The sequence below is a fragment of the Litoreibacter arenae DSM 19593 genome (assembly GCF_000442275.2).
Classification (GTDB): domain Bacteria; phylum Pseudomonadota; class Alphaproteobacteria; order Rhodobacterales; family Rhodobacteraceae; genus Litoreibacter; species Litoreibacter arenae.
Genome location: NZ_KE557310.1, coordinates 248,662 through 273,395 on the forward strand (window position 1 = coordinate 248,662; position 24,734 = coordinate 273,395).

The following is a 24,734-nucleotide window of genomic DNA, read 5'->3' on the forward strand; positions in this document are numbered from 1 at the left end:
ATTGTTAGTCATCAAGTAATAGCTCTTAACCATACAGCGAACTCAGTTTAAAATTGGCACACACCAGGTCAGTATGAGGTGTGCATGGAAAAACGCCATTTCGTGCATCCTTATCCCTGCTTTACACTTTGATTTTAATGGCGATCCCTCGAGGACTCGAACCCCGAACCTGCTGATTAGAAGTCAGCTGCTCTATCCAGTTGAGCTAAGGGACCGCTGCGCGCTTTTTGCGAAAGCCTGCGACTAAAGGCAAGGGCTTTGCTTCTTTATCACGCTCCGCTAAAGATGAACGTAGTTCAAGGGGGCCGGATGACTGGTAAAGTTCAGAAGAAGCGGGATGACCTACGGGTTCGGCTCATTGATCTTGCCGAAGAGCGGATCAAGACCGGCGGCATTTCGGCGGTTCGGGCGCGTGACCTTGCAAAGGAAGCGGGCTGTGCGGTCGGCGCGATCTATAACGTCTTCGGCGACATGAACGATCTGATCATGGCCGTTAACGCACGCACGTTCAAACGTGTCGGCGCGCAGGTCTCCGCTGCGGTCGAGGCCGAGCCGCCCGGGCATCCGGTAAAAACCATGATCGCCATGTCGCACGCCTATCTGCACTTCGCTCGCGACAACACCCCCGCGTGGCGAACGCTTTTCGACTTGGAAGTCTCTACTGAAGAAGCGGTCCCTGCGTGGTATCTTGAAGAACTGCAAAAAGTGTTCTCGTTGATCGCCGACCCGCTCACGCGAATCTTCCCTGATATGCCGGCTGCGGACGTTGCCTTGATGACACGCGGGCTGTTCTCTGCGGTGCATGGAATCGTGCTTTTGGGGCTGGAAAAGCGCATTTCGGCAGTTCCAGTCGATCAACTTGAACACATGATTACCCTTGTTTTCAGCCACTTGACCTCCACGCCCTCAGAAAAGTGAACATTGTTCAAAATAATTCTTGAACGGCGTTCAGAATCGAGTATCTTGAATTCATGAACGGTGTTCAAAAAACACCTCCATGTAGGAGAGACCAAGATGTTTTTGACTTTGAAGACCCTGATGACCGGCGCAAACGCCCGAGCCGAAGAGAAGGTCCGCGACGTCTATGCCATCGAATTAATTGAACAAAAAATCCGTGAGGCAAGCAACAGCCTCACCGCTGCAAAAGCAACGCTCGCCAGCCTGATCCAGCGCCAACGTGGTGAGCAGCGCCAGGTCCGGTCGATCGAAGCTCGCGTTTCCGACCTGACTGGACGAGCAACCAAAGCTCTGGATGACGACAACGAAACCATGGCGTCCGAGGCAGCCAACGCCATTGCCCAGCTCGAAAACGAGTTGGAGGTGCGCAGACAAACCCTCGCCCGGCTGGACCAACGCATCATGCGCTTGCGTCAAAGCATCGAGACCGGCCACCGCCGCATTATCGACCTGAAGCAAGGGGCCATCACCGCCAAGGCCGTGCGCTACGAGCAGTCGATACAAGCCAAGCTGAACACAACCCTGCAAGGGCAATCCAGTGTGGCAGAAGCCGAGGAGCTGATCGCCAACGTGTTGAAAAAGGACGACCCGTTCGAACAGGCAGAAATCCTCGCCGACATCGACCGCGACCTCAGCCACGAGGCGCTTGCAGACCGCATGTCGGACGCCGGATACGGCGACGCCACGCGGGCCACAGGGGCAGATGTCCTAAAGCGCCTAAAGTCCAAAAAATAACCCAATTCCAATCAGAAATCCAAGACAAGGAATGATCCAATGAACAATGCTTTCAAATCCGACAACGCCCTTATCATGTTGGTGAACCTCGCCGGTGTTTTCATCGCCTACGGCATGCTCGCCCTGTCCCTTTACATGTCCCCCGACGTGCCCCTGGCGACCAAGGGTTACTGGGGCATCGGCATCCTGATGCTGTCACTCAGCTTGGTGAACTTCGTGAAATACCGCTTCGACGAACGTATCAGCGAAGACCGCATCCAGCAGATCGAACGCGCACGGAACGAAAAGCTTCTTGAGGACTATGTAACCGTCGACAAAGCGGCCTAAACTGTCCTCATGATCGCCGCGCCCTCCTCCCCGAGGGCGCGGTTTTTCTTGATTAAAGCGCCCAAACCTTGTCCCTTGGACGTGCTAGACAAAAAGAGAGCCACAATGCGCCGCTTTGCCGCTTCAGTCGTTGGAAAACTGCTAATTTTCTTTGCGCAATTCATCACCGCCGCGCGGGCCGAGTGGCGCGGGATCGAGCCGGTCCGGCGTCAGCGCATCTACTACGCCAACCACACATCCAACGCGGACCTACCCCTGATCTGGACGGTATTGCCTGCCGCTCTGCGCCGCGACACCCGAGCCGTCGCAGCGGCAGATTACTGGCTGAAAAACAAACTCCGCGCCTTTGTTGGGCGCGACGTGTTCCGCGCGGTTCTCATTGACCGACGCCCCGAGCACCGGACTGACGACCCTATCGCCAAGATCGTCGAGGCGCTGGATGAAGGTTCCTCCATCATCATTTTCCCCGAAGGCGGCCGGAACCGCTCCGAAGATCCCCTGATGCCGTTCAAGGCGGGGCTCTATAACATCGCAACGCAGCGGCCTGAAATCGATCTGGTCCCCTGCTGGATCGACAACATCTCCCACATCATGCCATCGGGCGAGGTCATCCCCGTGCCACTGGCCTGCACGGTCGTCTTCGGCTCAGCTATCCACGTCGAGGACGGCGAGCCCAAGGATAAATTTCTCACGCGCGCATCCGACGCGCTCCTTCAACTGATCCCCCAGCGGGGGCACGCGTGATGGAAATGACCCAAACCAATTCCGACCTGCTTCTTCTTTTCGCGGCCTGCTGCGGTCTCCTCATCCTCGCGACATTGGTGGGCGAGGTGCTACGCGCGCGCCTGCCGAAAACCCACGACGAGCTGGCAGTGGAAACCTACCTGACACGGCTGCATAGCTGGTGGGGCATGGTCTTCCTGTTTTCCATCGCCCTGCTTCTGGGTCCCGTGGGCATCATTGTCCTGTTCGCCTTCTGCTCCCTTGCCGCCTTGCGCGAATTCCTGACGCTGACCACCAAGACCAACGCGGATCACTGGTCCCTCATCGCCAGCTTCTACGTCATCCTGCCGCTGCAATACGTGCTGATCTGGTGGGGAGAGGTCGGATTGTTCTCCACCCTGATCCCGGTCTACGCCTTCCTGCTGCTCCCTATTCTAAGCGTTCTCAGGGGCGGCAAAGGCTCAAACAAAAACTTCCTCGCCCGCATCTCGGAAACCCAATGGGGCCTTATGATCTGCGTGTTCTGCGCCAGCTACATCCCCGCGCTGGTGACGCTCGATATTCCCGGTTACGGCAGTCGCACACCCCTCCTGATCGCCTATCTGGTCTTCGTGATCCAGATGGGCGACTTGATGGAGTATTTCGCGGGCCGCCGGATCGGCAAGACCAAGGTTGCACCCGCCGTATCTCCCAAAACCCGCGAAGGAATACTTTGCGGGGCGGCGCTGGCAGCGGGCTTGGGCTTTCTTCTGACATGGATGACGCCGTTCTCGCCGCTCGCCTCGATAGCGATGGCTTTGATGGCCTATCTCGTCGGCGTGGGAGGGTCCCTGGTTCTCGCGGCGATCAAGTCCGATCGCGGCATCGAGAACTGGGGTCACCTGATCCCCGGCCAAGGCGGCTTCGTGGATCAGCTTGATTCAGTTGTATTCGCCGCGCCAATCTTCTTTCACGTGACGCGGTTCTACTACGGGGCCTAATGCGTCCAGACGCCCCGGCGGTTCGTCGCGAAGTTCTCGCCATATCCACCCGGACGGATCACCGGCTTGCGGCGCTTGGGGTCGGTCACAACCGCGTCGATGCCGTTGTCCTTGGCGTAATCCAGCGCCGCTTCCTTGCTGTCGAAGGTCAGCTTGACCTGCGCCTGCGTGTCCGCCGATGAGGTCCAGCCCATCAACGGGTCCACGTCGCGGCCCGTCTCGTTCACGAACTCCAGCACCCAGTTTCGAGTCTTGGCGGTGCCTGACTGCATCGCGGTTCTGGCTGGCTGGTAAATACGTGCGCGCATGATCGTGTCTCCGGAAAACTTCGCCTATATATCGCGGTCCTGACACCCTATGGCAAGAGCGCAATATGGCACGGGTTGAAGCGGAACAAAAAAGGATCATCTTAGGGGCAACCTCAAGGAATCACGCGACATGCACAACAACTCCCCGGAATCGATGCCTCAGCAGCTTCCGATCCTGTCCAATCCGGCCCCGGACGTCAAAAGCCGTGACAAGCTGGAAGGCGGCATCAAGTTCCGGCTGGAGACCGAGTTCGAGCCCGCAGGCGACCAGCCCACCGCCATCAAGGAGCTGACCGAAGGTATCAATTCCGGCGAGCGCGATCAGGTGCTGCTGGGCGCCACCGGCACCGGCAAAACTTTCACCATGGCCAAGCTTATCGAGGAAACCCAGCGCCCCGCCATCATCCTCGCCCCGAACAAGACGCTGGCGGCGCAGCTTTACGGCGAGTTCAAAGGCTTCTTCCCCGACAACGCCGTCGAGTACTTCGTCAGCTATTACGACTACTATCAGCCCGAGGCCTATGTCGCCCGCTCCGACACGTTCATCGAGAAGGAGTCCCAGATCAACGAGCAAATCGACCGGATGCGCCACTCCGCCACCCGCGCGCTGCTGGAACGTGACGACGTCATCATCGTCGCCTCGGTGTCCTGCATCTACGGCATCGGCTCGGTGGAAACCTATGGCGCCATGACCCAAGACCTTCACGCGGGTCAGGAATATGACCAACGCAAGGTCATGGCCGACCTGATCGCACAGGCCTACAAGCGTAACGATCAAGCCTTCCAGCGCGGCACCTTCCGCGTGCGCGGTGACTCGTTGGAAATCTGGCCTGCCCACCTAGACGACCGCGCATGGCGCTTGTCCTTCTTCGGGGAGGAGCTTGAAAGCATCGTCGAATTCGACCCCCTCACCGGTAAGAAAACCGACGATTTCGACCGCGTCCGCATTTACGCGAACTCGCACTACGTGACCCCGCGCCCGACAATGCAGCAGGCCATCAAGGGCATCAAAAACGAACTGGCCCAACGGCTTCCGCAACTTGTGAACGAGGGCAAACTCCTCGAAGCACAACGCCTTGAACAGCGCACCAATTTTGACCTCGAAATGCTGGAAGCCACGGGCGTGTGCAACGGCATCGAGAACTATTCCCGCTACCTCACAGGCCGCGCGCCGGGGGAGCCGCCCCCCACCCTGTTCGAATTCATCCCCGACAACGCCATCGTGTTCGCAGACGAATCCCACGTCTCCGTCCCGCAAATCGGCGGCATGTATCGGGGCGACTACCGGCGCAAGTTCACGCTGGCCGAGCACGGCTTCCGCCTGCCCTCCTGCATGGACAACCGCCCGCTGAAGTTCGAGGAATGGGACGCCATGCGCCCGCAATCCGTCTTCGTCTCCGCCACCCCCGCCGCGTGGGAGATCGAGCAATCCGGCGGCGTCTTCGTCGAACAGGTCATTCGCCCCACCGGCCTTCTGGACCCGATGATCGAAATCCGCCCGGTCGAGACGCAAGTCGATGATGTGATGGACGAAATCCGGCGCGTCACCGCCAAGGGCATGCGCACGCTGGTCACTACCCTGACCAAACGCATGGCCGAGGATCTGACCGAATACCTGCATGAAAACGGCATCAAGGTCCGCTACATGCACTCCGATATCGACACGATCGAGCGGATCGAAATTCTGCGCGACCTGCGCCTCGGCGCCTTCGACGTCCTCATCGGCATCAACCTGCTGCGGGAGGGGTTGGATATCCCCGAATGCGGCCTCGTCGCCATTCTGGACGCGGATAAGGAGGGCTTCCTGCGCTCTGAAACCTCCCTCATCCAGACCATCGGCCGCGCCGCCCGCAATGCCGACGGCCGCGTCATCATGTATGCCGACCGCATCACCGGCAGCATGGAGCGCGCCATGGGCGAAACCGACCGCCGCCGCGCCAAACAGATCGCCTATAACGAAAAGCACGGCATCACCCCCGAGACGGTCAAAAAGAACGTCGAGGACGTGCTGGCCGGCCTCTACAAAGGCGACGTCGACATGAACCGCGTCACCGCCACCATCGACGCGCCGCTGGCGGGTGCCAACTTGCAGGCGGTTTTGGATGGCCTGCGCACCGACATGCGCAAGGCCGCCGAGAACCTGGAGTTCGAAGAGGCCGCGCGTTTACGTGACGAGGTAAAGCGGCTGGAGACCGTCGATCTGGTCATCTCCGACGACCCTCTGGCGCGACAGTATGCGGTGGAGAAGGCCGTGGCCGATGGTCAGAAAATGAGTGGGCGGTCGACGGCTGGCAGGCCGGGGCAGCGAGGTGGTGTGAAGCGGCGGGGGCGGAAGTAGTTAATTGAGAGCTAGCTAATTTCATAAGAAAGCGCCGCAACTTGACCCGGAGCAAATGCGCCATCCTTCTGCCGCCAAACAAAATCGACGCGAGCATCCTCATTTAGAAATCTTGCAGCATTTCCAATGACTTTCGCTGCATGTTTCGCCGAAACACCTTGATATGATAACTTGAGATCTGGCAAATACTTGTACCCCTCATCATCTTTGAAGCCGTCGGTGATATTTAAATCAAGGATTTTGGCCAAGCGTTCCACTGACTTTTCTTGTTTGTGTGTCAACTTGACGCTCAAATTAACCATCGAGTCCCAGTTTTGCTTTTCTGGTTGATGAAGACCAATCATCCCAGAAATGAATTTGACGTGCACAAGCGGGGGCGGTGAATCGAATCCATATACCTGTACGTTTTTTGGCTTTTCACCACCTATTGTTTGGCTTTCATGCATGTCCAATAAACCGCTAACAACGGATGCGGGTGTATCCACTAGTGGCACTGCGATGGCTTGTAGCCTTAAAAAATCGGCGTCTGAAATCTCAATATTGGGCATCACTTCAACTTTCTATAATTTCGATATTTATATCTATAACTCCTATTTCTTCTAAATCAAGCAAATTTACACCCCACACCGTCATTTCATAGCCATGGCTCGACACTCACCTCTCGCGCACCGCCCCCACCTCCCTCACACATTCCTCACGCGCCTTAATCCGGCAAACCAGCTACACTCCCCGACATATCAACAAGTCCTTTTGTCAGCCCAAGGGGGTGCCCCGATGCTCAATATTGCTCTTGGATACGGATTTTGCCTGCTCACCGCGGTGATCGTCATTACCGGTGACTACCTGCTGAAAGTCGCCGCGGACGGTGACATGGCCCTCAACTCGCGCCACGTGATTGCAGGCGGGACGCTCTACGCCACCTCCGCCCTTATGTGGTATTTCGCCATGCGGTATCTGACCTTGGCGCAGGCGGGCGTGGTGTTCTCCATGCTCACCCTGCTGGCGCTGTGCGCCATCGGCTACGTTGCCTTCGGGGAGCGGTTCCACTTGCGCGAATATGCCGGAGTCGGTTGCGCCTTGGCAGCAATGGTCCTACTGGTGCGCGTCACCTGAGAAGGCACAGCACCGCGCCGTCAAAACCCCTCCACCACGTCATACATCACCGGCTCGAAGCTCTTGCACAACCCGCTGATTACCCGGTTGCGCTTGCGCATCTCGTCGGTGCGCAGCATCGCCTGAAAATCCTCGCGCCGCTTCCATTGGGAGTAGTTCGCAATCCGCGTCTGCGCGTCGTTCACATGCAGCGCGGCAGAGATAAAGCCGTCCTGCTTCGAGATGAACTCCGCATAGGCCGCCGTCAGCTCGTCCAGCAAGTCCTGACACGTCCCCGGCGTCATCTCGAATGTGGTGATAACAGTCTGGCATTGCGTCTGTTTTGAAATCTTGGTCATTGAATGGCCCTCCTCGCATCAAGTCTAGCACATCGAATTTGAGATGGGAGCGGCGCATTTAACCAAGCGGCAACCCGAATCCCTACAACATCCGCGTATGACAGACCTACACGAAGACCCGTTGGCCCTGCGCCATGGCCCGCTGATCGCCCAGATATGGGAACAGATTACCGAGGCCCGCAACGCAGCACGACAGCCCCTGACACAGGCGCGCGCCGCCTTCTGGCTGCGCCGCATCCGCCACCTCCGGCGGCAGGTTCTCACCGCGCACAAGCTGGAAATGACCCGCCACGATGCCTCGACGCCCGCAGTCGACGGCTGGTTCCAGCCTGTGACATCCACCCTTGATCGGGCAGAGGCATATTTCGCCGCCCAGATCGCGCCCCAACCCACAGCCCAAACGAAAAGCGCCGCCGCAGTCAGATGACCGCGACGGCGCAAATTCTCACGGACTGACGCCTATCGCACCACATGCACCGAGCATTGCGCATACCGCACGACGCGGGCCGCAGTCCCGCCAAGGAAGTAGTCCTGCACCCCCGGCTTGTGCGAAGACACGATGATGCAGTCACTGTCGTGAGTCTCCGCCCATTCCAGAATGGTACGGGCAGAATGCCCCGTGACTACCATCGCTTCGCCGCCGGGAACCATATCCGCAATCTGGCTCAGCCGCGCCTTCACGTCCTCCCGGCTCTTCTCGATAAAGTCGCCGGAGACGTAGCGCGTCGCATAGCTCGGCAACTCCTCGATCACGTGCAGGATCGTCACGCGCGCATCGTCATTCGAAATGGCCTTCGCCACTTCCAAAGCGGCCTCCGGCGTGTGGTCTGGATCGAAGACGACGGGAACAAGAATTCTGGAATACATGTAAAGCTCTCCTTCATTTGGTGCGACGATACACGTTCGTCCAAGCTCCGCGCCTTGATCCACGTCAAGCACTGGTAAGGGCCGACCATTCGCATACCGGTCGGCCCATTGCACTAGTTTAGTAAGGGTTGTCCACACGTGCGGTCACGTTGATCCGCCCCCTCACCGCCGTTTCCCAGATGATGTCCACCGAGCCACCACCGGCGCCCTCCTCCGGGTCCGTGTAATGCGCCACGAACTGCTTGACGTTGTTGGCGTTGCGCAATGCGCCCACCGGCGTCACATCGGTGACGTTTCGCGCCCGCCCGCCAAACGGCAACCAGTCCGAGAAATCGCAACTCCATGTCTCAACAGGGGTGTTCTCGCTGAACGACAACATGACCGGGCTTTGGGTCCACTGGTCAATCGCGTGATAGGTGTTGTTCGACCAGTTGATGTTGCGGAAACGCCCGGTGTCCAGCGATGCGATGCTGTCATCCATCTTGTCCACGCGCCCGATATTGCCATTCGTCACCTTGAAGGTGTTGCCCGACACATTCAGCCCGTTGATGAAATGCCCGGTGCCGTAGGGCTTCACCACAATAAAGCGGAAATAGGACGCCGCCCCGATGGCAGTGAAAATGTTGCCGACGATGGACAATGCCCCGAAGCTCAACTCGCTGGAAAAGTCGGGCAAAGCGTCATGCTCGTTGTTCCACTCGATATAGTTGTTGTCGCAATAATTGCCGTTGATCACGATCTTGGATGACGGCTTGGTCAGCACCAGCCCCGCAACCCGCGGCGCGCCGTTCAAATCATCCCCGTGGAACCAGTGGTTGCCCAGGATCATATGGCCAGAGCCATGGATCACCGCAAATGCCCCCATCTTTATGCAACGATTGTCGCGGATTTTCGCGTCATTGGCGTTGATGTTGAACCCGATGGAGGTGCGCTGCGTCGCAGGCAGCGGCTGCTCGCTGGAGATGAACTGACACTTGTCGATCATCATCCCCTGACACGCCAGCCCGATGGACGTCACGGCGCGGTCCTTGGGCTTGTTGAAATAGCAGTCCCGGAAATGCCAGATCAGGCCTTGCGGCGGCAGCATCACACAGCTCGCCACCCCGTCAGCCTTCAGGTCGATATCCGCGATATTGAACTGCGTGACTTTGTCGAAGCCGCTGAAATCCAGCATGTAGCGAAAGCGCGTGAAACCATAGGTCTGCGTGCCCACCGCGTCGTAGAGCTGCTGGCTCAGGGTCAGCGTCTGCGCGCCTACGTTCTTGTCGGTCACATAGACCTCGCGGCCGACGCCGTTGCCCGTCACGAGGCTGCCCACCTCGATATTGGCAACATTGTTCACGTTGCTCAACCGATAGGGCTGCGACGTTGAATAGGTGCCGCTGGAGCTTGCCTGCCCCGTGGTCCACGCCGGATCACTGATCGCGTCAAGCTGGCCATTGCGGATCACACGACGCGACGTGAAAGACGACACGTCCGGAACCGCCGCCCGCATATCAACAGGCCCCCGCAACCCGATGGAGCGGCCACACAAATCAAGGCTGTCATGGCTCGATTGCTTCATAAGCGCCTGAAACGCCTTGCGGAACGCCAGCTCCTCGTCCCCGAACGCCGCCGCGTAGTGGTCGAAATCGAAATTCTGCGACAGCGCCAGATACTTGTCGTCCGGCATCGTGACCGTGCCTTGAAAACGCACGCGGTTCTCGAATGTGACGCTGTCCGCCAAGTGAAATACGCCGTCGGAAACCAGCACCTCACGTCCGTTTGCCGCCGCATCAGCCGCCTCGAACGCGGCGGTGTTGTCAGTGCTGCCGTCACCCACAGCGCCGAAATCCTTGACGTCCACCCAGTCCATCATGCTGCGCAAAAATGCGCCCGTGACGTCCTCGATCTGCACGTCGTCGATGCGAACGACACCGCCATTCGACCCCGTCAGGTCGATGCCGAAATGCCCGTAAAGCGCGTCGCGCCCCCAGCTCAGATCCACGCCGTTGCGTGCGCCGCCGCCCACGATCGCGGTCACCTCGACCACATCACCATAGCTGGTCAACGTGGTGGACGGCCCCTGCGTTTGCACACCCGAAACGGCGCTGCCACCCGCGCCACCGGCAAACGCGGCCACCCGAACCACCGGCAGATTGCCCGAGATTGCCTTGATCCGCACCTTGATCTGCAAATAGCAGCCCGGCAGCAACGGCGTCTCGCCCATGTAGCGCAGACGCTGCGTGTTTTCGGTTTTCAAAATCTCCAGACAGCCGCCGAAATCCTGATCCGCAGGCACGAAAGCGGCAGTCGCAAAGCCGTCATAAGTCGCGGTGCCCGGTGTGCCGTCGCCGCGCGACCACACATCCAGACCGTTCGCAAATGGGGGCGGCGTCAACACCAGCCCGTCGGTAATCGCCTTGTTCATAGGTAGCCCTTTTCAACATGTGCGGAGCGGGCGTGTCAGGCGACAAGGCGGCACCCGGCACAAGCCAAGCGCCCCCTTAGCTAAGGGGAGAGAAAGTTCGCTCGGAATGGGAAATGCCGGACACGCCGTCCTGACGGGCGGTGTCTAGCGCAAGCTCGTTAATGCAGGCTTAAATAGCACCGTTCGCAGGCTGCGCGCTCACGCCCCGACAGGCGGCGCCGCAAGGTATTGCACGCCGTCGATCAGCCAGCCGCCTTCGGTCTGCAACATGTTGTATTCCAACACATGCGGCGCGCCGTTGGCATCCATGAACAGCACTTTCTGGAACACCAGCGGTCCTTGCCTGCGCAACTCCAGAAATCTCACCTCGGAGGGCGACCACACCATCGGGTAGCCCTTCTGGACCATCATCCCGAAGCGTTCCGGCGTGCCAAACAGGCGTTTGATATTGGGCGAGGCATAGGAAAACGCGGTCGGCGCATCTTCCGCCAGAAAAGCGTCCACCTGGCTCCGGATCGTGTTCTCAATGCCCGCGATCCGCTCCTCGGCCACAGCCGATTGCGCCACGAACACCGCCACTATCGTCACCAACAAAAACCGCATACCGACCTCCCTTGAATACACCAAGGGTAGTCGCAACGCGGTTTTCGTCAAATCACGGAATGGTCAGCCGACCAATTTGCCCGCCAGCGCATCGTCGATCAGCGCGATGGTTTCGTCCACGCCATAAAGCGCGATGAACCCGCCAAAACGCGGCCCCTGAGACGCACCCAACAGCACTTCATAGAGTGCCTTGAACCAGTCCCGCAGCGGGTCGAACCGCTCGCGCCCGCAGGCAAACACCACCGATTGCAACGCCTCGGCGTCCAGCCCGCCATCCCATGCGGCCAGTTGCCCGCGCAAGTCCAGCAGCGCCTCGCGCTCCAGATCCGTCGGCAGGCGGAACACTTTGGCCGGCTTCACAAAGTCGTTGTAGTAGCGCACCGCATAGCCCGCCGCCTGATCCAGATCGCCATGTGTCTCGGGCGACGCATCCGGCGCATAGCGCTGGATAAAGCCCCAAAGCTGGTCCTTTTCTTCTGCATTCGCCACAGACGCCAGATTCAGCAACATCGAGAAGGGAACGACCATTTTGCTCACAGGCACATCCGCGCCGTGAATATGGAACACAGGGTTATTCGCCCGTGCCACCGCGTCCTGATCCACATAGGCCCGCAACTGCTGGTGGTATTCGTCCATCGCCTTCGGGATCACGTCGAAATGCATTCGTTTCGCCGTCTTGGGCTTCTGATACATAAAATAGGACAGCGATTCCGACGACGCGTATGTCAGCCATTCGTCAATCGACACGCCATTGCCCGACGACTTCGAAATCTTGTGCCCGTCCGCATCAAGAAACAGCTCGTACGTGAAATGCTCCGGCTTGCGCCCGCCCAGAATTTCGCAAATGCGGTCATAAATCGGCGTGTTTGTCGAATGGTCCTTGCCATACATCTCGAAATCCACGTCCAGCGCGGCCCAGCGGGCGCCAAAGTCCGGCTTCCATTGCAGCTTCACGTTGCCGCCCGTGACCGGCAGCGTCCATTCGCGGCCATCCTCGTCGTCAAAGGTGATCTCGCCTTTTTCAGCATCCACCTTCTTCATCGGCACATACAAAACCCGCCCCGTTTCCGGATGGATCGGCAGGAAAATCGAGTAGGTCTCCCGACGCTCCTCGCGCAGGGATTTCAGCATCACCTTCATGATGTCGTCATACTTCTCGCAGGCGCGTAGCAGCACCTCGTCGAACTGGCCCGACGCATAGAATTCCGTGGCCGAGATGAACTCGTATTCAAACCCGAACGTATCCAGAAACCGGCGCAGCATGGCGTTGTTGTGGTGCCCAAAGCTCTCATACTCGCCGAACGGGTCCGGCACTTTCGTCAGCGGCATCTGCAAATACTGCGTCAGTTGCTCGGGATTCGGCACATTCCCCGGCACCTTGCGCATCCCGTCGACATCGTCCGAGAAACAGATCAACCGCGTCGGGATGTCCGAGATCACCTCGAACGCACGGCGGATCATCGTGGTCCGCGCAACCTCGCCAAACGTGCCGATATGCGGCAGGCCGGACGGCCCGTAGCCCGTCTCGAACAGCACGTAGCCCTTCTCCGGTGCGCCCTTTTCGTACCGTTTGAGCAACGTCCGCGCCTCCACGAAGGGCCAGGCTTTCGAGGTCATTCCAGCGTCACGCATATCCGTCATCGGAGCACATCCAGTTCTATCGCGCGGCACACCATATGCCGCAGCAGTGTCGCTACCTATTGTGTGCTACCGTTCAGGTCAATATTCTGCACTGCAACAATAGACTTGGCCGGAGGCCGCGATGACCCACGACACAGCAAACCTGTCCCCGCAAGACGCGCTCGTCGCGATCATGATCTCCGTCTCCATGTCGGACGACAACGTCCGCACGTCAGAACTGGTGGCAATCCAGCAGGCCGTGAACTACCTGCCGATCTTCGCCGACTACGACGTGAGCCGGATCAAGGTGGTCTCGCGCATCACCGCCGATTTGTTCGAGGAGGAGGAAGGTCTCGACGCGCTTTTCGGCATCGTCCGTGCCGCCCTGCCCGAACATCTGTATGAGACCGCCTACGCGCTCGCCTGCGACGTGGCCGCCGCTGACGGGGCCTTGTATCAGCCGGAACTCCGCCTGCTGGAGGAAATCCGCTACGAGCTGAAAATCGACCGCCTGCACGCCGCCGCAATCGAGCGCGGGGCCCGCGCACGGCATCTGGCCGAATAACGCATATACACCCGCCGCACCGCCTTCTTGCCGCTTGTCAGAAACTTCCTCAGGAACCCGATCACCGTTTTGTGCGTTGAGAGGCCAGACAGCAGTAAAGGAGTTACTCAATGGAATATGGCGTCATCGGCCTCATCATCCTCGCGCTCGACATCTACGCGATCGTGAAAATTCTCGACAGCGGGGCGTCCGGCCTTGCAAAAATCCTGTGGATTTTGCTCGTGGCACTGCTGCCCGTGCTTGGCCTCATCATCTGGTTCTTCGCAGGGCCACGCGGCGGCTCTGTCCACACCTAGACATCCACCCCGTCAAAACCGACCCGCAGGCGGCTCTCTATCAGGGGCCGCCTGTCCTATGCGTCATACAGGGTCGCCCAGCGGTTTATCAGCTGCGATTGCAGCTTCTTGGCGCGCCCGTTCCATGACCTCGACCCCCTTGGCCGCTCACGCTCGGACTTCTTGAGCGCCTGCCTGCGCGGCACATCAGCCGCAAAAATCGCAAACGCCAAATCGCGCCCGTCGAGCGTGCGGATATAGCCCGCCAACGCGCTGACGAAATTCAACGTGCCGGTCTTGGCCATCACCGTCACGGGGCTTTTCTGAACCACCTTGTTGTCCTCATCGCGCACCGCAAACGGTTTCAGAATGGACCGCAAACGCCCCTCCGCGCCCGCGCCCACAAGCGCTTTGACCATCTCGCGGGCGCCGATCTGCGACATGCCGCCAAGCCCCGAATGGTCGACAAACCGCGCCTTGTTGATCGCATATGTCTCCGCCAGCCATTCGTTCATCGCCTGCGCCGATTCCGTCAGGCTTGGCGCCCCACTGGCGTGCAGGCCCAGAACCTCCGCCGTCAGGTTGGTCGAATATTTCAGCATGTCCCGAGCAATCACCTCAAGGCTGGCGCTCTCATGCTCGACCAAAACCGTCCCGCGAGGCTCCTCCGTAGCCACCACCGGAAACGGCAGTTTGATCCCGTGCGACCGCGCCACAGTTTGCAGAACGTCGCCCGCGTAAATCTCGGGGCGGCGCACCGGCAGCCAGCGTCCGCCGCCATTGCCCAGCGCCTTGCGCGCCACCGTCCAGTTGTCGCGCCCGTTCCGGCCCGAATACTCGAAAATGGGCAGTGCCCGCGCTGCGATGGATGTCGTGGCAAACCCGACCCCCGGCCGGATTTTCTCGGACCGCGCGTCCATGCTGACCGCATAGTCGTCGCCGCTGCGCTTCCATTCGAAATAGACGCGGTTGAAATTCAGGTTCAGCCCCGCCACCGCAGGGTTGTAGCCCACATGCTCTGGCTGGCCATCGTCGATCCGGTCGATCAGCGACATGCCCCCATATACCCGCAGCTTGCCCTTCACCGACACAACGCCCGCAGCCTTCAGGCTCGCCGCCATGTCGAACAAGTCGTCGGTGCTCAGCGTCGGGTCCCCGCCGCCTTTCAGCACCAGATCGCCCGCCAGAACGCCGTTCTGGATCGGGCCTGTCGCAATCAGTTGCGTCTTGAACCGCTTCTCCGCGCCAAGCCGGTCGAAGGCAAACAGCGTCGTCACCGCCTTCGCCACGCTCGCCGGAGGCAGCGGCAAAAGCGGGTTCATCACCTCCAGCACCTCGCCCGTCCGTGCATCGGCAACGGCAAAGCCGATCTTGCCGCCAAGCTTGGCCGCCGACACCAGCGCCTCCGCGCTTTTGACGGCGCGTTTTTGCGCGTCCGCAGGCTTCGGCAGAGGCAACAACGACACGACAGGCGCGTTCGCCAGCGCGGCATCAGCCACGCCGAACATCAGGAAGCCCAGAACGGCGCGGCGGCCAAATCTTGTCGAAAGGGGTTTGGTCATGGCAAAAGTATTCGCCCAAGCAGTTGGCAGTGGCAAGCCCAGTTGCGCCCTGCTACGCATCCGTGATGGAGCGTTCAATTCTCGTAGCCGTCGCCATGATGTCCCTTGGCATGTTGCTGATCCCCTTGGGCGACACGGCGGGAAAGCTCATGACATCGGCCGGGGTCGCCCCGTTCTTCGTGGCATGGACACGATACCTGATCGGCCTGCTGATCCTGCTGCCCTTCGCCCTGAGCCGTGACGCGCTCCGCCTTCTGTCGAACTGGCGCATCTGGCTGCGCAGCGCCATTCAGGTCGTCACCATCACCACCATCCTCACCGCCCTCCGGACCGAGCCCATCGCAAACGTCTTCGCAGCCTTCTTCCTCGGCCCCATCGTCAGCTACGCGCTCTCCGTCACGCTCCTGAAGGAGCACCCCAGCGCCATGCGGGTGGTCCTGCTGGTCATAGGCTTGGGCGGCGTCCTGCTCGTCGTCAAACCCGGCTTCGGCATGACCCCCGGTCTCGCTTGGGCGGCGTTTTCGGGCTGTTGCTACGGCATGTTCCTGACCGCGTCCCGCTGGGTGTCACCCTTGGGCAAGCCGGTCCATCTGCTCATCACGCAGTTGTTTATCGGGACGCTGTTGTTGACCCCCTTGGGCGCCCTCAACATGCCGCCCATAACGCCCGCGATAGGCGGCCTCGTAATCTGGTCCGCCGTGGCGTCAATGCTGGGAAACCTGCTTCTGATCTTCGCATATGCCCGCTCGGGCGCGTCCGTTCTGGCCCCCTTCGTCTACGTCCAGTTGGTCGGCGCAACCGCATACGGATGGCTGGTCTTCGGAAACCTGCCCGACGGGCTGTCCGCGCTTGGCCTCGTGGTCATTTTCACATCCGGCTTCGCAACCCTGTTTCTCAGGAAAGCCAGCCGCCCGATGCTCTGATCGCGCTCGATGACGCGTCGCTGAGCGGCAAATTGATGTAACACCAGCGCGGCGCATCCCCTCGGGCCAGCAGTTGCGACGCGGTCCCCGGCAGCCGCGCATCCTCGTAGCGCCGCGCCGCAACGGACCGCCGCGCCGAAATCCGGTTTCCCGGTCGCGCCAGCACGCCCACCGGCACGCTCTCCATGATCCAGTCCCAGTCCTGCCAGCGATGAAACCCGGCCAGATTGTCCGCCCCCATCAGCCAGACGAACTGCACACCTTGGTAGCGCGGGATCAGTTTTTGCAGCGTCTGTGCCGTGTAGCGTGTCCCCAACCGCGCCTCCAGATCGGTCACCTCGACGCGCGGATGCACCATAACATCACGCGCACGCTTCATACGGACGTCCAGCGGCGCAGGGCCTCGCGCTTTCAACGGATTGCCCGGCGACACCAGCCACCAGACGCGGTCCAGCCCGAACCGCTTGAGCGCCTCCCGCGTGATATGCGCATGCCCCGCATGGGCCGGATCAAACGAGCCACCCAGAAGCCCGACAGCCTGCCCCGCCTGCGCGACAGGCCAACCCGCCCGCATGTGGTCAGTCGGTCTCAGAGGACTTGGCCCAAAGGTTGATATCCTCCTCGGACGCGATGCGGTCGATCTCGGCCAACTCGTCGTCGGTGAACTCCAGATTCGCCACCGCGCCCGCGCAGTCCTCGATCTGGCTCACCTTCGACGCACCGATCAGCGCCGTCGTCACCCGCCCGCCGCGCAAAACCCACGCCAGCGCCATTTGCGCCAAGGTCTGCCCCCGCGCCTCCGCCATGTCATTGAGCGCCCGAACGCTCGCCAAAGACCGCTCGTTAATCATGCCATCCAGCAACGATTTGCCCTGCGTGGCGCGGCTCCCTTCGGGAATGCCGCCCAGATACTTCTTGGTCAGAATCCCCTGCGCCAGCGGCGTAAACGCAATCGAGCCGATGCCCAGATCGTCCAGCGTATCCAGCAGCCCGTCATGCTCCACCCAACGGTTGAGCATGTTGTAGGACGGCTGGTGGATCAGGCAGGGGGTGCCAAGTTCTTTCAGGATGGCAACCGCCTCTTTCGTCCGCTGCGAGTTATAGGACGAAATCCCCGCATAAAGCGCCCGCCCGGACCGCACGATATAGTCCAAAGCGCCCATGGTTTCCTCCAAAGGCGTGTCGGGATCAAAGCGGTGCGAGTAGAAAATATCGACATAATCCAGCCCCATCCGCTTCAGCGACTGGTCACAAGACGCCACCAGATACTTCCGGCTGCCCCACTCGCCATAAGGCCCCGGCCACATGTCATAGCCCGCCTTGCTGGAGATCATCAGCTCATCCCGATACCCCGCAAAATCGGTCTTCAATATCTCGCCAAACGCCGTCTCCGCACTGCCGGGAGGCGGGCCGTAATTGTTCGCCAAATCGAAATGCGTGATCCCGTGATCAAACGCCGTCCGGCACAGGTCACGCTTCAACTCATGCGGGGTGTCGCCCCCGAAGTTGTGCCACAGCCCAAGGCTGATGGCGGGCAGTTTCACACCGGATTTGCCGCAGCGGCGGTACACCATACGGTCATAGCGATCGTCGGCGGGACGATACGTAACGGGGCGGGGCTTTGGGGGGCGGCTGGGTTTTGTCATGCCGCGCAATCTGCGCCGTATCCGCTCCGCCGTCAAATCAAAGCGTCACGATTGCCCTTGGCCGCAAGCCCGACTAAACACAGGCCCAAAGCAAACCCATTCTAGTCCGGAGCTCATCCAATGGCAGCCAATCAATTCGTCTACTTCATGGACGGCGTCTCCAAGCAGTATCCCGGCGGCAAGAAGGTGTTCGAGAACATCCGCCTGAACTTCCTCCCCGGCGTGAAAATCGGCGTCGTCGGCGTCAACGGCTCGGGCAAGTCGTCGCTGATGCGCATCATGGCCGGTCAGGACAAGGACTTCACCGGCGAGGCATGGGCCGCCGAGGGCGCGCATGTGGGCTACCTGCCGCAGGAACCCAGCCTGGACGAAAGCCTCGACGTACGCGGCAACGTGATGCTGGGTGTGAAGGCCAAGAAGGACATCCTCGACCGCTATAACGAGCTGGCGATGAACTACTCCGACGAAACCGCCGAGGAGATGGCCAAGCTGCAAGACGAGATCGACGCGCAGAACCTGTGGGACCTAGACGCCCAGATCGACGTCGCGATGGAGGCCCTCCGCTGCCCCCCCGACGACGCAAAGGTCGACACCCTGTCCGGCGGCGAAAAACGCCGCGTTGCCCTGTGCAAGCTGCTGCTCGAAGCCCCCGACATGCTGCTCCTCGACGAGCCGACCAACCACCTTGACGCCGAAACCATCGCGTGGCTGCAAAAGCACCTGATCGAATACAAGGGCACTATCCTGATCGTCACCCACGACCGCTATTTCCTCGACGACATCACCGGCTGGATCTTGGAGCTCGACCGCGGCCGCGGCATTCCCTACGAAGGCAATTATTCCAGCTGGCTGGAGCAAAAGGCCAAACGGCTGGAGCGCGAGGCCAAAGAGGACAAATCCAAGCAAAAGACGCTGGAGAAGGAACTCGAATGGATTCGCGCCGGGGCCAAGGCCCGTCAGGCCAAATCCAAGGCCCGCATCAACGCCTATAACGAGATGGCCAACCAGTCAGAGCGCGAAAAGCTCGGCCGCGCCCAGATCATCATCCCCAACGGTCCCCGTTTGGGCAACAAGGTGATCGAGGTCGAAAACCTCACCAAAGCCTATGGCGACAAGCTGTTGGTCGAGGACCTCTCCTTTTCCCTGCCCGCAGGCGGCATAGTCGGGGTGATCGGCCCCAACGGCGCGGGTAAATCCACGCTGTTCCGTATGCTCACAGGGCAGGAACAGCCCGATTCCGGCACCGTCACTTACGGCGACACGGTGCAGCTGTCCTATGTGGACCAGTCCCGCGACGCGCTTTTGCCCGACGCGACCGTGTGGGAAGAAATCTCCGACGGTGGCGAAATCATCCAGCTGGGCGACGCCCAGATGAACTCCCGCGCCTACTGCTCCGCCTTCAACTTCAAGGGCGGCGACCAGCAGAAAAAGGTGGGGCTGCTGTCAGGTGGTGAGCGCAACCGTGTGCACATGGCGAAACTCCTCAAATCCGGCGGCAACGTGTTGCTGCTCGATGAACCTACCAACGATCTAGACGTGGAAACGTTAAGGGCGCTTGAAGACGCCATCGAAGATTTCGCCGGTTGCGCCGTCGTCATCTCCCACGACCGCTTCTTCCTCGACCGCCTCTGCACCCACATCCTCGCCTTCGAGGGCGAGGCCCATGTGGAATGGTTCGAGGGCAACTTCGAGGCCTACGAAGAAGACAAAATCCGCCGTCTGGGACCGGACGCGGTGGAGCCGAAGCGGGTGAAGTATAAGAAGTTTACGAGGTGAAACCGGGCTTAAGCGGACCAACAGTCCCATACGTCTCAGGTGGATTGCTCACTAGTTGGCAACCATGGCGCTTTGCAGGAGCCTCAGCCAATCTGCTTGCATCAAGTGACTTCGACGCCGACACGCCTTTCTGGCCCGTTTACTTTTCGGCCACCTTAAATTTCTTTGTCTCGATTGAAGAGACGCTCACAAATGGAGACAAACAAAAATTCACGGAACAAAATCATGTTTTCAAAGGATTTTTGTCACATGTGTCCCAACTTAAAACTGCTAGCAAAGCCGGTGCGGGACTCCATGTTTATACCGACTTTATTCTAAGAGAGAGACATCCACTTCATCACCGATCGTCAACTTTGACAAAACCAATGAAGATTTCTAGGCAACCCTTTTTGTGGAATGGTGATTTGGAAGAAATCTCATTTGGAACATCACTTAACTTCGCACCCGAAGGGGAAAGCCCTCTTAGATTGTTTGGATTGGCGTTTGCGTGGTTTGAAGAAGTGTTGAGAGTCATGGATCAAGCAGTTTACGCTAGGATTCGAGAAAACCCTTTTGAAAATCGAGACCTATGGAAGGCGCTCGACATCGAAAGCTATAATAGAATTGAGACGTCAGACTTAGATTACCATTATTGATAAGCGTAAGCTGGTTCCCAACCACCCTCCCCCCACAAACCAAAAACGCCCGAAGGCAATCCCCCGGGCGTTTTCTGGATGCCGGTCAAAAACAAGACCGGAAGCAGGGCGCAAATCCGTGTAGCGAGTAGCGCCCTTGGTGTGGCTTATGCGACGGCGAACAGGTTGTGCACCTTGTTTTGCGCGCGGCGGGACGTGAACATGATCCGGTCTGCATTATCATCGGCACGCGGGAAAAGCGTGACGCGGTCGGACCCCGATTTGCGAATTTGAATGGCACGCAAAGCGACAAGGCGGTTGCGGCGGGCTTTTTCGACGAGAGATACGGTCATGGCAGTCTCCTAAAAATCAATGGCCGGGGCGGCGGCGGGTAGATGTAAAACAATAAGGCGAATTACGGCCATTTTTCGCAAGTAAGTTTCTCCATACCATTGATAATAAACATATAATTTTCACAATTTGCGCACATTGAACGCATAATTTTGACATGTTTGAACGGGTTTTCGGCCCTTTACGGCAGCACAGTGGCGACCTTTGGAAAATTCTGCCGACCAAAGCCTTAATAAATTATGAATTGTGGTCGCCACATTTCCGAATTTTTACCCAGAACCCGTCTTCACCCGCTGCCTTTCAGCCCGATTCCGCAACCAGAGCCCTCTGGCGACATACCCCGCCATACCCGTAGGGCGGGTTTCAACCCGCCAGCCGCGCCCGCTCAGAACTCCCCCTCCCGCGGCCCTTCCTCGATATCGTCCGGCACCGGATCGTTATATTTGTCCATCGACAGCTGAACATACGCGTGGAAGTCCGCCTCCAGTTTCAGGAACTCCGCGATCCTCGCCTGTGCATAGGTTGCCAGTATCCGGTTGATCCGCGCCTGATAGCCGTTGCCCCACGCGCGGTAGAACTTCGCCACGCTGCGGTCGACGCGCAGGGTGATCTTCACCTTCGGCTCCTCCACGTCGATGTCATGCTCCAGCCGGTGCCAGGCCTGCGGGATGACCTCGCGGACGCCTTCAGCCAGCTCATCGTCCAGACGCGCCAGCTGCATGTAATGGGCCAGCCTCTCCTTTGCGATACGCTGGGTCTTGGAGCGGGAACTGGCGGGATACGACATGGACGGTCCTTTGGCTTTGCGATTGACCCGACCTACCGCACCAGCCGTTAACGCCCCGCGAACCCTGCGTGCGCCGCTGCCCGACACAAAGCCGACGCATGGCTGACGGTTTGCCGACGCCGATTTTCGCCCCGTTTTGACCCACGTCAAAGCAAACCGCCGCGGCTGATGCACAGTGGATCCAACCACTCAGAACAGGAGGCCCGAATGCCCAACACCCCCCACCAGCTCGCCGAGGAATTCCCCGACAAGATCGACAGGATGCACGACCTGAAAGAAAGCAACGCCCACTTCCGCAAACTGTTCGACGAGTACCACGAGGTGAACCGCGCCGTGCACCGCGCCGAGACCAATGTGGAACCCACCGACGACGCCCACGAGACCGCCCTGCGCAAGCAGCGCATGACCCTGAAGGACCAGATCGCGGCGATGCTATAGGGCGGAAAACGCTTTACTTGTGGGTCGAACCCTGTCAGACGCTGCTTTGCAACGTTTGCCTCTTTCGACCCACTGTCTTCCCTAATACGGCCGCCAGTCTATCGTTACAGACCAATCGAGCCGAGCTGCCGCATAGTGCGGGCAGCACCAATACTAAGGAATGACACGATGGCTAATGGCACCGTGAAATGGTTCAACTCTACTAAAGGCTTCGGCTTTATCGCACCGGAAGGTGGCTCCAAGGACGTGTTCGTGCACATCTCCGCACTGGAACGCTCCGGCCTGTCCACACTGGACGACAACCAAGCCGTGACGTTCGACGTCGAAGCTGGCCGTGACGGTCGCGAAAGCGCAGTCAACATCGCTCTGGCCTAAGCCTCAGCGACACTGAATTCGAAGGGCGTGCAGGGGAAACCTTGCGCGCCCTTTTTCTTGGGTACTTACTTCTTCTTGACGAACTCTGTCAGGATCACGATCCGTTGGCCTTCCACACGTCCCTCGATATGGCCCGCATTATCCGTCACCAGCGAAATGCCGCGCACCGCCGTGCCGCGTTTGGCCGTGAAGCCAGCGCCCTTCACCGGCAAGTCCTTGATCAAAACAACCGAGTCACCCGCCGCCAGCAACGCCCCGTTGGCGTCGCGATGCTCCAGCGGCACGTCAGCAGCCCAAGCCGCCAAACCGTCATCCAGAAAGACCATATCGAGCGTCTCGGCCGCCCAAGGCGCATCCAGCGCACGCAGCTTGCGCACCGCCAGCACCTGCGCCGCAGGCACCTCGGACCAGACGGCCCTTTGCAGGCAACGCCAGTGCCCCTCAACCGCGTCGCCGGACGCACAGATGTCGCAGAGCGCAACCAGATCGTCTCGCGGGGTGACGGCAACCGCGTCCACAGCCTCGGCCCCGCATAGCTCACAGGCCCCGCCGCATCGCGTCATCACAGCATTAGGTATCATCATCGGCCCTTTCCATTTGCAGCCCGCCATACCCCCATTCCGGCCCCAAGACCATCACGCATTGGCACCGCTGCGTGGATCACCTAAAAGCGCCTCATGTCGGAATATGATGTCGTCATAGTGGGCTCCGGCCCCGCAGGCTCCGCCGCTGCAATCACCGCCGCCAAGGCGGGGTTGGCCGTGGCCGTCGTCGACAAGGCCACCTTCCCCCGCGACAAGCTTTGCGGCGGGCTGTTCACCGGCCGCAGCGAGAAAGCCATGCAGGCGATTTTCGGGCTGGAGGTGACGGAGGACATGTTCGTGACCTCCAACCACATGCGTTTCCTGTCCAAAGGCCGCGTGCTGGCCGACATACGCAACGCGCCGCCCGTCCACCTGACCATGCGCCGCGAGTTCGACGCGATGCTGCATTCCGAGGCCCTGAAAGCAGGCGCGACCCCGTATCTGGGCCAGCCCATCACCGCGCTGACCGATGACACGCTAACCTTGCGCGACGGCATCAAGCTGCGTTTCAAAGCCCTCATCGGTGCGGATGGCGTCAACTCCTTCGTGGCCCGTACCCTGTTCGGACGTCCCTTCGATCCGGAGAAAATCGGCTTCGGGCTGGAAATCGAAACCCCCTTGCCACCGACACGCGACAACGCGGTCGAGGTCGATTTCGACGCCGCAAGCTGGGGCTATGGCTGGGCCTTTCCCAAGCGCAAGACCGTGACCGTGGGCGTCGGTGGGATCAACAGCCGCAACGAAGACATGAAGGCCAACATGGCGGCCTATATCGCCCAAACCGGCAGCGACGAAAGCCTGCGCTACAAAGGTCAGTATCTGCCCTTCGGCGACTACAAGAAAACGCCGGGCCGCGACCACATCCTGCTGGCAGGCGATGCCGCCGGATTGGTCGATCCGATCACGGGCGAGGGCATCGCGCTGGCAATGGAAAGCGGGCAGCACGCGGCGAATGCCGTTATCGAGGCGCTCGCGCAAGGCAAACCTCAAACGGCACTCTCCCGCTACATGAAACTGGTGAAACCCATTCAGCGCTCTCTCGATCAGGCCAAGATGTGGCGCCTGATCATGTTCCCGAAAGCAACCGAAGGCTATTTCCGCAAAGCCTTCGAGCGCGGCAGTTCCCTACAAATGAAATATCTCGAACTCCTCGCCGGAGAGGCGGAATACGCCGACCTGCGCGGGGCGCTGTTGCGGCGTATTCCAAAGCTTGGCTGGCGGTTGCTGAAGCACCGCCTTGGCTTCAAGGGGCCAGCTTAGTCTTCCAGAACGAAGGTGACTTTCAGGATCACGCGGTATTCGTCGATCTTGCCGTCCTTCACCGTGCATTTCATGTCCTGAACCCAGGCGTTCTGGACATTCTTCAACGTCTTGGCCGCCCGTTCGACACCCTTCTGGGTCGCATCTTCAAAGCTCTTCTTCGAGGACGCAATGAGTTCTGTTACGCGTGCAACTGACATTCTAAGTCTCCTTGTTGATTGGGAACCTCTACGCTACTCCTTTCACGCCAGAACTCAAC

30 protein-coding genes and 1 tRNA gene are annotated in these 24,734 nt (G+C 59.6%); 16 read left to right on the forward strand and 15 right to left on the reverse strand.

What is annotated here, in order from left to right; genetic code table 11:
- Positions 1 to 138: 138 nt before the first annotated feature.
- Positions 139 to 215 (reverse strand) — tRNA-Arg (locus THALAR_RS08900).
- A 94-nt stretch (positions 216 to 309) separates the two neighbouring features.
- Here THALAR_RS08900 and THALAR_RS08905 point away from each other — a divergent pair.
- The 5 genes from THALAR_RS08905 to THALAR_RS08925 all read left to right on the forward strand — a co-directional run bounded on the left by THALAR_RS08905 (position 310) and on the right by THALAR_RS08925 (position 3,722).
- On the forward strand, positions 310 to 918 hold the full coding sequence (locus THALAR_RS08905) for a TetR/AcrR family transcriptional regulator (RefSeq protein ID WP_021101202.1): 609 nt from the start codon (positions 310 to 312) through the stop codon (positions 916 to 918).
- 96 nt (positions 919 to 1,014) lie between these two features.
- Positions 1,015 to 1,692 carry a PspA/IM30 family protein gene (locus THALAR_RS08910; protein WP_021101203.1) on the forward strand — a complete coding sequence of 226 codons (678 nt, stop codon included), beginning with the start codon at positions 1,015 to 1,017 and terminating at the stop codon, positions 1,690 to 1,692.
- A 39-nt stretch (positions 1,693 to 1,731) separates the two neighbouring features.
- Entirely contained in the window at positions 1,732 to 2,019 is a 288-nt protein-coding gene (locus THALAR_RS08915; protein WP_021101204.1) for a hypothetical protein, read from the forward strand.
- A 105-nt stretch (positions 2,020 to 2,124) separates the two neighbouring features.
- Positions 2,125 to 2,763 (forward strand): lysophospholipid acyltransferase family protein, encoded by a 639-nt coding sequence (locus THALAR_RS08920; protein ID WP_021101205.1) that lies wholly within the window; start codon positions 2,125 to 2,127, stop codon positions 2,761 to 2,763.
- The gene (locus THALAR_RS08925; RefSeq protein WP_021101206.1) at positions 2,763 to 3,722 is read left to right on the forward strand and encodes a phosphatidate cytidylyltransferase; all 960 of its coding nucleotides are present in this window, start codon (positions 2,763 to 2,765) and stop codon (positions 3,720 to 3,722) included. The genes THALAR_RS08920 and THALAR_RS08925 overlap by 1 nt, the downstream gene beginning before the upstream one ends.
- Here THALAR_RS08925 and THALAR_RS08930 read toward each other — a convergent pair.
- A complete protein-coding gene (locus tag THALAR_RS08930; RefSeq protein WP_021101207.1) occupies positions 3,719 to 4,030 on the reverse strand; it encodes an ETC complex I subunit in 312 nt (103 codons plus the stop codon). The genes THALAR_RS08925 and THALAR_RS08930 overlap by 4 nt on opposite strands.
- 130 nt (positions 4,031 to 4,160) lie before the next feature.
- On the opposite strand from THALAR_RS08930, the gene uvrB reads away from it, so the two are divergent.
- Positions 4,161 to 6,368 (forward strand): excinuclease ABC subunit UvrB, encoded by a 2,208-nt coding sequence (gene uvrB, locus THALAR_RS08935; protein ID WP_021101208.1) that lies wholly within the window; start codon positions 4,161 to 4,163, stop codon positions 6,366 to 6,368.
- 11 nt (positions 6,369 to 6,379) lie between these two features.
- Here the strand turns inward: uvrB and THALAR_RS08940 are convergent, their stop codons facing one another.
- Positions 6,380 to 6,916: a T4SS efffector SepA family protein gene (locus THALAR_RS08940; RefSeq protein WP_040818139.1), complete on the reverse strand. Its 537-nt coding sequence runs from the start codon at positions 6,914 to 6,916 to the stop codon at positions 6,380 to 6,382.
- Positions 6,917 to 7,142: 226 nt separating this feature from the next.
- Here THALAR_RS08940 and THALAR_RS08945 point away from each other — a divergent pair, with 226 nt between their 5' ends.
- Positions 7,143 to 7,481, forward strand: coding sequence for a hypothetical protein (locus THALAR_RS08945; protein WP_021101209.1), 339 nt, complete (start codon positions 7,143 to 7,145; stop codon positions 7,479 to 7,481).
- A gap of 20 nt (positions 7,482 to 7,501) precedes the next feature.
- Here the strand turns inward: THALAR_RS08945 and THALAR_RS08950 are convergent, their stop codons facing one another.
- A complete protein-coding gene (locus THALAR_RS08950; RefSeq protein ID WP_021101210.1) occupies positions 7,502 to 7,819 on the reverse strand; it encodes an antibiotic biosynthesis monooxygenase family protein in 318 nt (105 codons plus the stop codon).
- A 97-nt stretch (positions 7,820 to 7,916) separates the two neighbouring features.
- Between THALAR_RS08950 and THALAR_RS08955 the strand changes: the two genes are divergently transcribed.
- Positions 7,917 to 8,246: a hypothetical protein gene (locus THALAR_RS08955; protein WP_021101211.1), complete on the forward strand. Its 330-nt coding sequence runs from the start codon at positions 7,917 to 7,919 to the stop codon at positions 8,244 to 8,246.
- Positions 8,247 to 8,278: 32 nt separating this feature from the next.
- Here THALAR_RS08955 and THALAR_RS08960 read toward each other — a convergent pair whose 3' ends face one another.
- The 4 genes from THALAR_RS08960 to THALAR_RS08975 form a co-directional block, all read right to left on the reverse strand.
- Positions 8,279 to 8,686: a universal stress protein gene (locus THALAR_RS08960; protein ID WP_021101212.1), complete on the reverse strand. Its 408-nt coding sequence runs from the start codon at positions 8,684 to 8,686 to the stop codon at positions 8,279 to 8,281.
- A 118-nt stretch (positions 8,687 to 8,804) separates the two neighbouring features.
- On the reverse strand, positions 8,805 to 11,096 hold the full coding sequence (locus tag THALAR_RS08965; RefSeq protein WP_021101213.1) for a glycosyl hydrolase family 28-related protein: 2,292 nt from the start codon (positions 11,094 to 11,096) through the stop codon (positions 8,805 to 8,807).
- A gap of 198 nt (positions 11,097 to 11,294) precedes the next feature.
- The gene (locus tag THALAR_RS08970; RefSeq protein ID WP_021101214.1) at positions 11,295 to 11,699 is read right to left on the reverse strand and encodes a DUF4864 domain-containing protein; all 405 of its coding nucleotides are present in this window, start codon (positions 11,697 to 11,699) and stop codon (positions 11,295 to 11,297) included.
- 63 nt (positions 11,700 to 11,762) lie between these two features.
- Positions 11,763 to 13,340 (reverse strand): lysine--tRNA ligase, encoded by a 1,578-nt coding sequence (locus THALAR_RS08975; RefSeq protein WP_021101215.1) that lies wholly within the window; start codon positions 13,338 to 13,340, stop codon positions 11,763 to 11,765.
- A 121-nt stretch (positions 13,341 to 13,461) separates the two neighbouring features.
- On the opposite strand from THALAR_RS08975, the gene THALAR_RS08980 reads away from it, so the two are divergent.
- Both THALAR_RS08980 and THALAR_RS08985 read left to right on the forward strand, forming a co-directional pair.
- A complete protein-coding gene (locus THALAR_RS08980) occupies positions 13,462 to 13,884 on the forward strand; it encodes a tellurite resistance TerB family protein (protein ID WP_021101216.1) in 423 nt (140 codons plus the stop codon).
- Positions 13,885 to 13,994: 110 nt separating this feature from the next.
- Positions 13,995 to 14,180: a PLD nuclease N-terminal domain-containing protein gene (locus THALAR_RS08985; RefSeq protein WP_021101217.1), complete on the forward strand. Its 186-nt coding sequence runs from the start codon at positions 13,995 to 13,997 to the stop codon at positions 14,178 to 14,180.
- Between the two features lie 56 nt (positions 14,181 to 14,236).
- Here THALAR_RS08985 and dacB read toward each other — a convergent pair whose 3' ends face one another.
- The gene (gene dacB, locus THALAR_RS08990; protein ID WP_021101218.1) at positions 14,237 to 15,721 is read right to left on the reverse strand and encodes a D-alanyl-D-alanine carboxypeptidase/D-alanyl-D-alanine endopeptidase; all 1,485 of its coding nucleotides are present in this window, start codon (positions 15,719 to 15,721) and stop codon (positions 14,237 to 14,239) included.
- Positions 15,722 to 15,786: 65 nt separating this feature from the next.
- Between dacB and THALAR_RS08995 the strand changes: the two genes are divergently transcribed.
- Positions 15,787 to 16,644: a DMT family transporter gene (locus tag THALAR_RS08995; protein ID WP_021101219.1), complete on the forward strand. Its 858-nt coding sequence runs from the start codon at positions 15,787 to 15,789 to the stop codon at positions 16,642 to 16,644.
- On the opposite strand, the gene THALAR_RS09000 is transcribed toward THALAR_RS08995, so the two are convergent.
- Entirely contained in the window at positions 16,616 to 17,218 is a 603-nt protein-coding gene (locus THALAR_RS09000; protein ID WP_021101220.1) for a nicotinate-nucleotide adenylyltransferase, read from the reverse strand. The genes THALAR_RS08995 and THALAR_RS09000 overlap by 29 nt on opposite strands.
- Before the next feature lie 4 nt (positions 17,219 to 17,222).
- On the reverse strand, positions 17,223 to 18,290 hold the full coding sequence (gene mgrA, locus THALAR_RS09005; protein ID WP_055688146.1) for an L-glyceraldehyde 3-phosphate reductase: 1,068 nt from the start codon (positions 18,288 to 18,290) through the stop codon (positions 17,223 to 17,225).
- A gap of 120 nt (positions 18,291 to 18,410) precedes the next feature.
- Between mgrA and ettA the strand changes: the two genes are divergently transcribed.
- Together ettA and THALAR_RS18405 are read left to right on the forward strand one after the other, a co-directional pair.
- Positions 18,411 to 20,066: an energy-dependent translational throttle protein EttA gene (gene ettA / locus THALAR_RS09010; protein WP_021101222.1), complete on the forward strand. Its 1,656-nt coding sequence runs from the start codon at positions 18,411 to 18,413 to the stop codon at positions 20,064 to 20,066.
- The gene (locus THALAR_RS18405) at positions 20,063 to 20,701 is read left to right on the forward strand and encodes a hypothetical protein (protein ID WP_154666783.1); all 639 of its coding nucleotides are present in this window, start codon (positions 20,063 to 20,065) and stop codon (positions 20,699 to 20,701) included. Before ettA ends, THALAR_RS18405 begins: the two co-directional genes overlap by 4 nt.
- Before the next feature lie 146 nt (positions 20,702 to 20,847).
- Here the strand turns inward: THALAR_RS18405 and THALAR_RS09015 are convergent, their stop codons facing one another.
- Positions 20,848 to 21,033, reverse strand: coding sequence for a hypothetical protein (locus tag THALAR_RS09015; RefSeq protein WP_021101223.1), 186 nt, complete (start codon positions 21,031 to 21,033; stop codon positions 20,848 to 20,850).
- A 383-nt stretch (positions 21,034 to 21,416) separates the two neighbouring features.
- Positions 21,417 to 21,818: a BrnA antitoxin family protein gene (locus THALAR_RS09020; protein WP_051153701.1), complete on the reverse strand. Its 402-nt coding sequence runs from the start codon at positions 21,816 to 21,818 to the stop codon at positions 21,417 to 21,419.
- Between the two features lie 207 nt (positions 21,819 to 22,025).
- Here THALAR_RS09020 and THALAR_RS09025 point away from each other — a divergent pair, with 207 nt between their 5' ends.
- A complete protein-coding gene (locus THALAR_RS09025; protein ID WP_021101226.1) occupies positions 22,026 to 22,256 on the forward strand; it encodes a YdcH family protein in 231 nt (76 codons plus the stop codon).
- A 168-nt stretch (positions 22,257 to 22,424) separates the two neighbouring features.
- Positions 22,425 to 22,631 (forward strand): cold-shock protein, encoded by a 207-nt coding sequence (locus THALAR_RS09030; RefSeq protein WP_021101227.1) that lies wholly within the window; start codon positions 22,425 to 22,427, stop codon positions 22,629 to 22,631.
- Positions 22,632 to 22,696: 65 nt separating this feature from the next.
- On the opposite strand, the gene THALAR_RS09035 is transcribed toward THALAR_RS09030, so the two are convergent.
- The gene (locus THALAR_RS09035) at positions 22,697 to 23,212 is read right to left on the reverse strand and encodes a PhnA domain-containing protein (protein WP_211264793.1); all 516 of its coding nucleotides are present in this window, start codon (positions 23,210 to 23,212) and stop codon (positions 22,697 to 22,699) included.
- 96 nt (positions 23,213 to 23,308) lie between these two features.
- On the opposite strand from THALAR_RS09035, the gene THALAR_RS09040 reads away from it, so the two are divergent.
- A complete protein-coding gene (locus THALAR_RS09040; RefSeq protein ID WP_021101229.1) occupies positions 23,309 to 24,475 on the forward strand; it encodes a geranylgeranyl reductase family protein in 1,167 nt (388 codons plus the stop codon).
- Here the strand turns inward: THALAR_RS09040 and THALAR_RS09045 are convergent.
- Positions 24,472 to 24,675: a dodecin family protein gene (locus THALAR_RS09045; RefSeq protein WP_021101230.1), complete on the reverse strand. Its 204-nt coding sequence runs from the start codon at positions 24,673 to 24,675 to the stop codon at positions 24,472 to 24,474. The genes THALAR_RS09040 and THALAR_RS09045 overlap by 4 nt on opposite strands.
- Positions 24,676 to 24,734 lie beyond the last annotated feature (59 nt).

Coding starts and splice junctions, on each gene's coding strand:
- THALAR_RS09020 (WP_051153701.1), bottom strand. CDS start 21,818: ATGTCGTATCCCGCCAGTTCCCGCTCCAAGACCCAGCGTATCGCAAAG.
- THALAR_RS09000 (WP_021101220.1), bottom strand. CDS start 17,218: ATGCGGGCGGGTTGGCCTGTCGCGCAGGCGGGGCAGGCTGTCGGGCTT.
- THALAR_RS09040 (WP_021101229.1), top strand. CDS start 23,309: ATGTCGGAATATGATGTCGTCATAGTGGGCTCCGGCCCCGCAGGCTCC.
- THALAR_RS08960 (WP_021101212.1), bottom strand. CDS start 8,686: ATGTATTCCAGAATTCTTGTTCCCGTCGTCTTCGATCCAGACCACACG.
- THALAR_RS08930 (WP_021101207.1), bottom strand. CDS start 4,030: ATGCGCGCACGTATTTACCAGCCAGCCAGAACCGCGATGCAGTCAGGC.
- THALAR_RS08995 (WP_021101219.1), top strand. CDS start 15,787: ATGGAGCGTTCAATTCTCGTAGCCGTCGCCATGATGTCCCTTGGCATG.
- THALAR_RS08905 (WP_021101202.1), top strand. CDS start 310: ATGACTGGTAAAGTTCAGAAGAAGCGGGATGACCTACGGGTTCGGCTC.
- THALAR_RS08950 (WP_021101210.1), bottom strand. CDS start 7,819: ATGACCAAGATTTCAAAACAGACGCAATGCCAGACTGTTATCACCACA.
- THALAR_RS08970 (WP_021101214.1), bottom strand. CDS start 11,699: ATGCGGTTTTTGTTGGTGACGATAGTGGCGGTGTTCGTGGCGCAATCG.
- THALAR_RS08975 (WP_021101215.1), bottom strand. CDS start 13,340: ATGACGGATATGCGTGACGCTGGAATGACCTCGAAAGCCTGGCCCTTC.
- mgrA (WP_055688146.1), bottom strand. CDS start 18,290: ATGACAAAACCCAGCCGCCCCCCAAAGCCCCGCCCCGTTACGTATCGT.
- THALAR_RS08925 (WP_021101206.1), top strand. CDS start 2,763: ATGGAAATGACCCAAACCAATTCCGACCTGCTTCTTCTTTTCGCGGCC.
- THALAR_RS08980 (WP_021101216.1), top strand. CDS start 13,462: ATGACCCACGACACAGCAAACCTGTCCCCGCAAGACGCGCTCGTCGCG.
- THALAR_RS09015 (WP_021101223.1), bottom strand. CDS start 21,033: ATGACCGTATCTCTCGTCGAAAAAGCCCGCCGCAACCGCCTTGTCGCT.
- THALAR_RS09045 (WP_021101230.1), bottom strand. CDS start 24,675: ATGTCAGTTGCACGCGTAACAGAACTCATTGCGTCCTCGAAGAAGAGC.
- THALAR_RS08945 (WP_021101209.1), top strand. CDS start 7,143: ATGCTCAATATTGCTCTTGGATACGGATTTTGCCTGCTCACCGCGGTG.
- THALAR_RS08920 (WP_021101205.1), top strand. CDS start 2,125: ATGCGCCGCTTTGCCGCTTCAGTCGTTGGAAAACTGCTAATTTTCTTT.
- THALAR_RS09035 (WP_211264793.1), bottom strand. CDS start 23,212: ATGATACCTAATGCTGTGATGACGCGATGCGGCGGGGCCTGTGAGCTA.
- THALAR_RS08985 (WP_021101217.1), top strand. CDS start 13,995: ATGGAATATGGCGTCATCGGCCTCATCATCCTCGCGCTCGACATCTAC.
- THALAR_RS09025 (WP_021101226.1), top strand. CDS start 22,026: ATGCCCAACACCCCCCACCAGCTCGCCGAGGAATTCCCCGACAAGATC.
- THALAR_RS09030 (WP_021101227.1), top strand. CDS start 22,425: ATGGCTAATGGCACCGTGAAATGGTTCAACTCTACTAAAGGCTTCGGC.
- THALAR_RS08940 (WP_040818139.1), bottom strand. CDS start 6,916: ATGCCCAATATTGAGATTTCAGACGCCGATTTTTTAAGGCTACAAGCC.
- ettA (WP_021101222.1), top strand. CDS start 18,411: ATGGCAGCCAATCAATTCGTCTACTTCATGGACGGCGTCTCCAAGCAG.
- THALAR_RS08915 (WP_021101204.1), top strand. CDS start 1,732: ATGAACAATGCTTTCAAATCCGACAACGCCCTTATCATGTTGGTGAAC.
- THALAR_RS08910 (WP_021101203.1), top strand. CDS start 1,015: ATGTTTTTGACTTTGAAGACCCTGATGACCGGCGCAAACGCCCGAGCC.
- dacB (WP_021101218.1), bottom strand. CDS start 15,721: ATGACCAAACCCCTTTCGACAAGATTTGGCCGCCGCGCCGTTCTGGGC.
- THALAR_RS08955 (WP_021101211.1), top strand. CDS start 7,917: ATGACAGACCTACACGAAGACCCGTTGGCCCTGCGCCATGGCCCGCTG.
- uvrB (WP_021101208.1), top strand. CDS start 4,161: ATGCACAACAACTCCCCGGAATCGATGCCTCAGCAGCTTCCGATCCTG.
- THALAR_RS08965 (WP_021101213.1), bottom strand. CDS start 11,096: ATGAACAAGGCGATTACCGACGGGCTGGTGTTGACGCCGCCCCCATTT.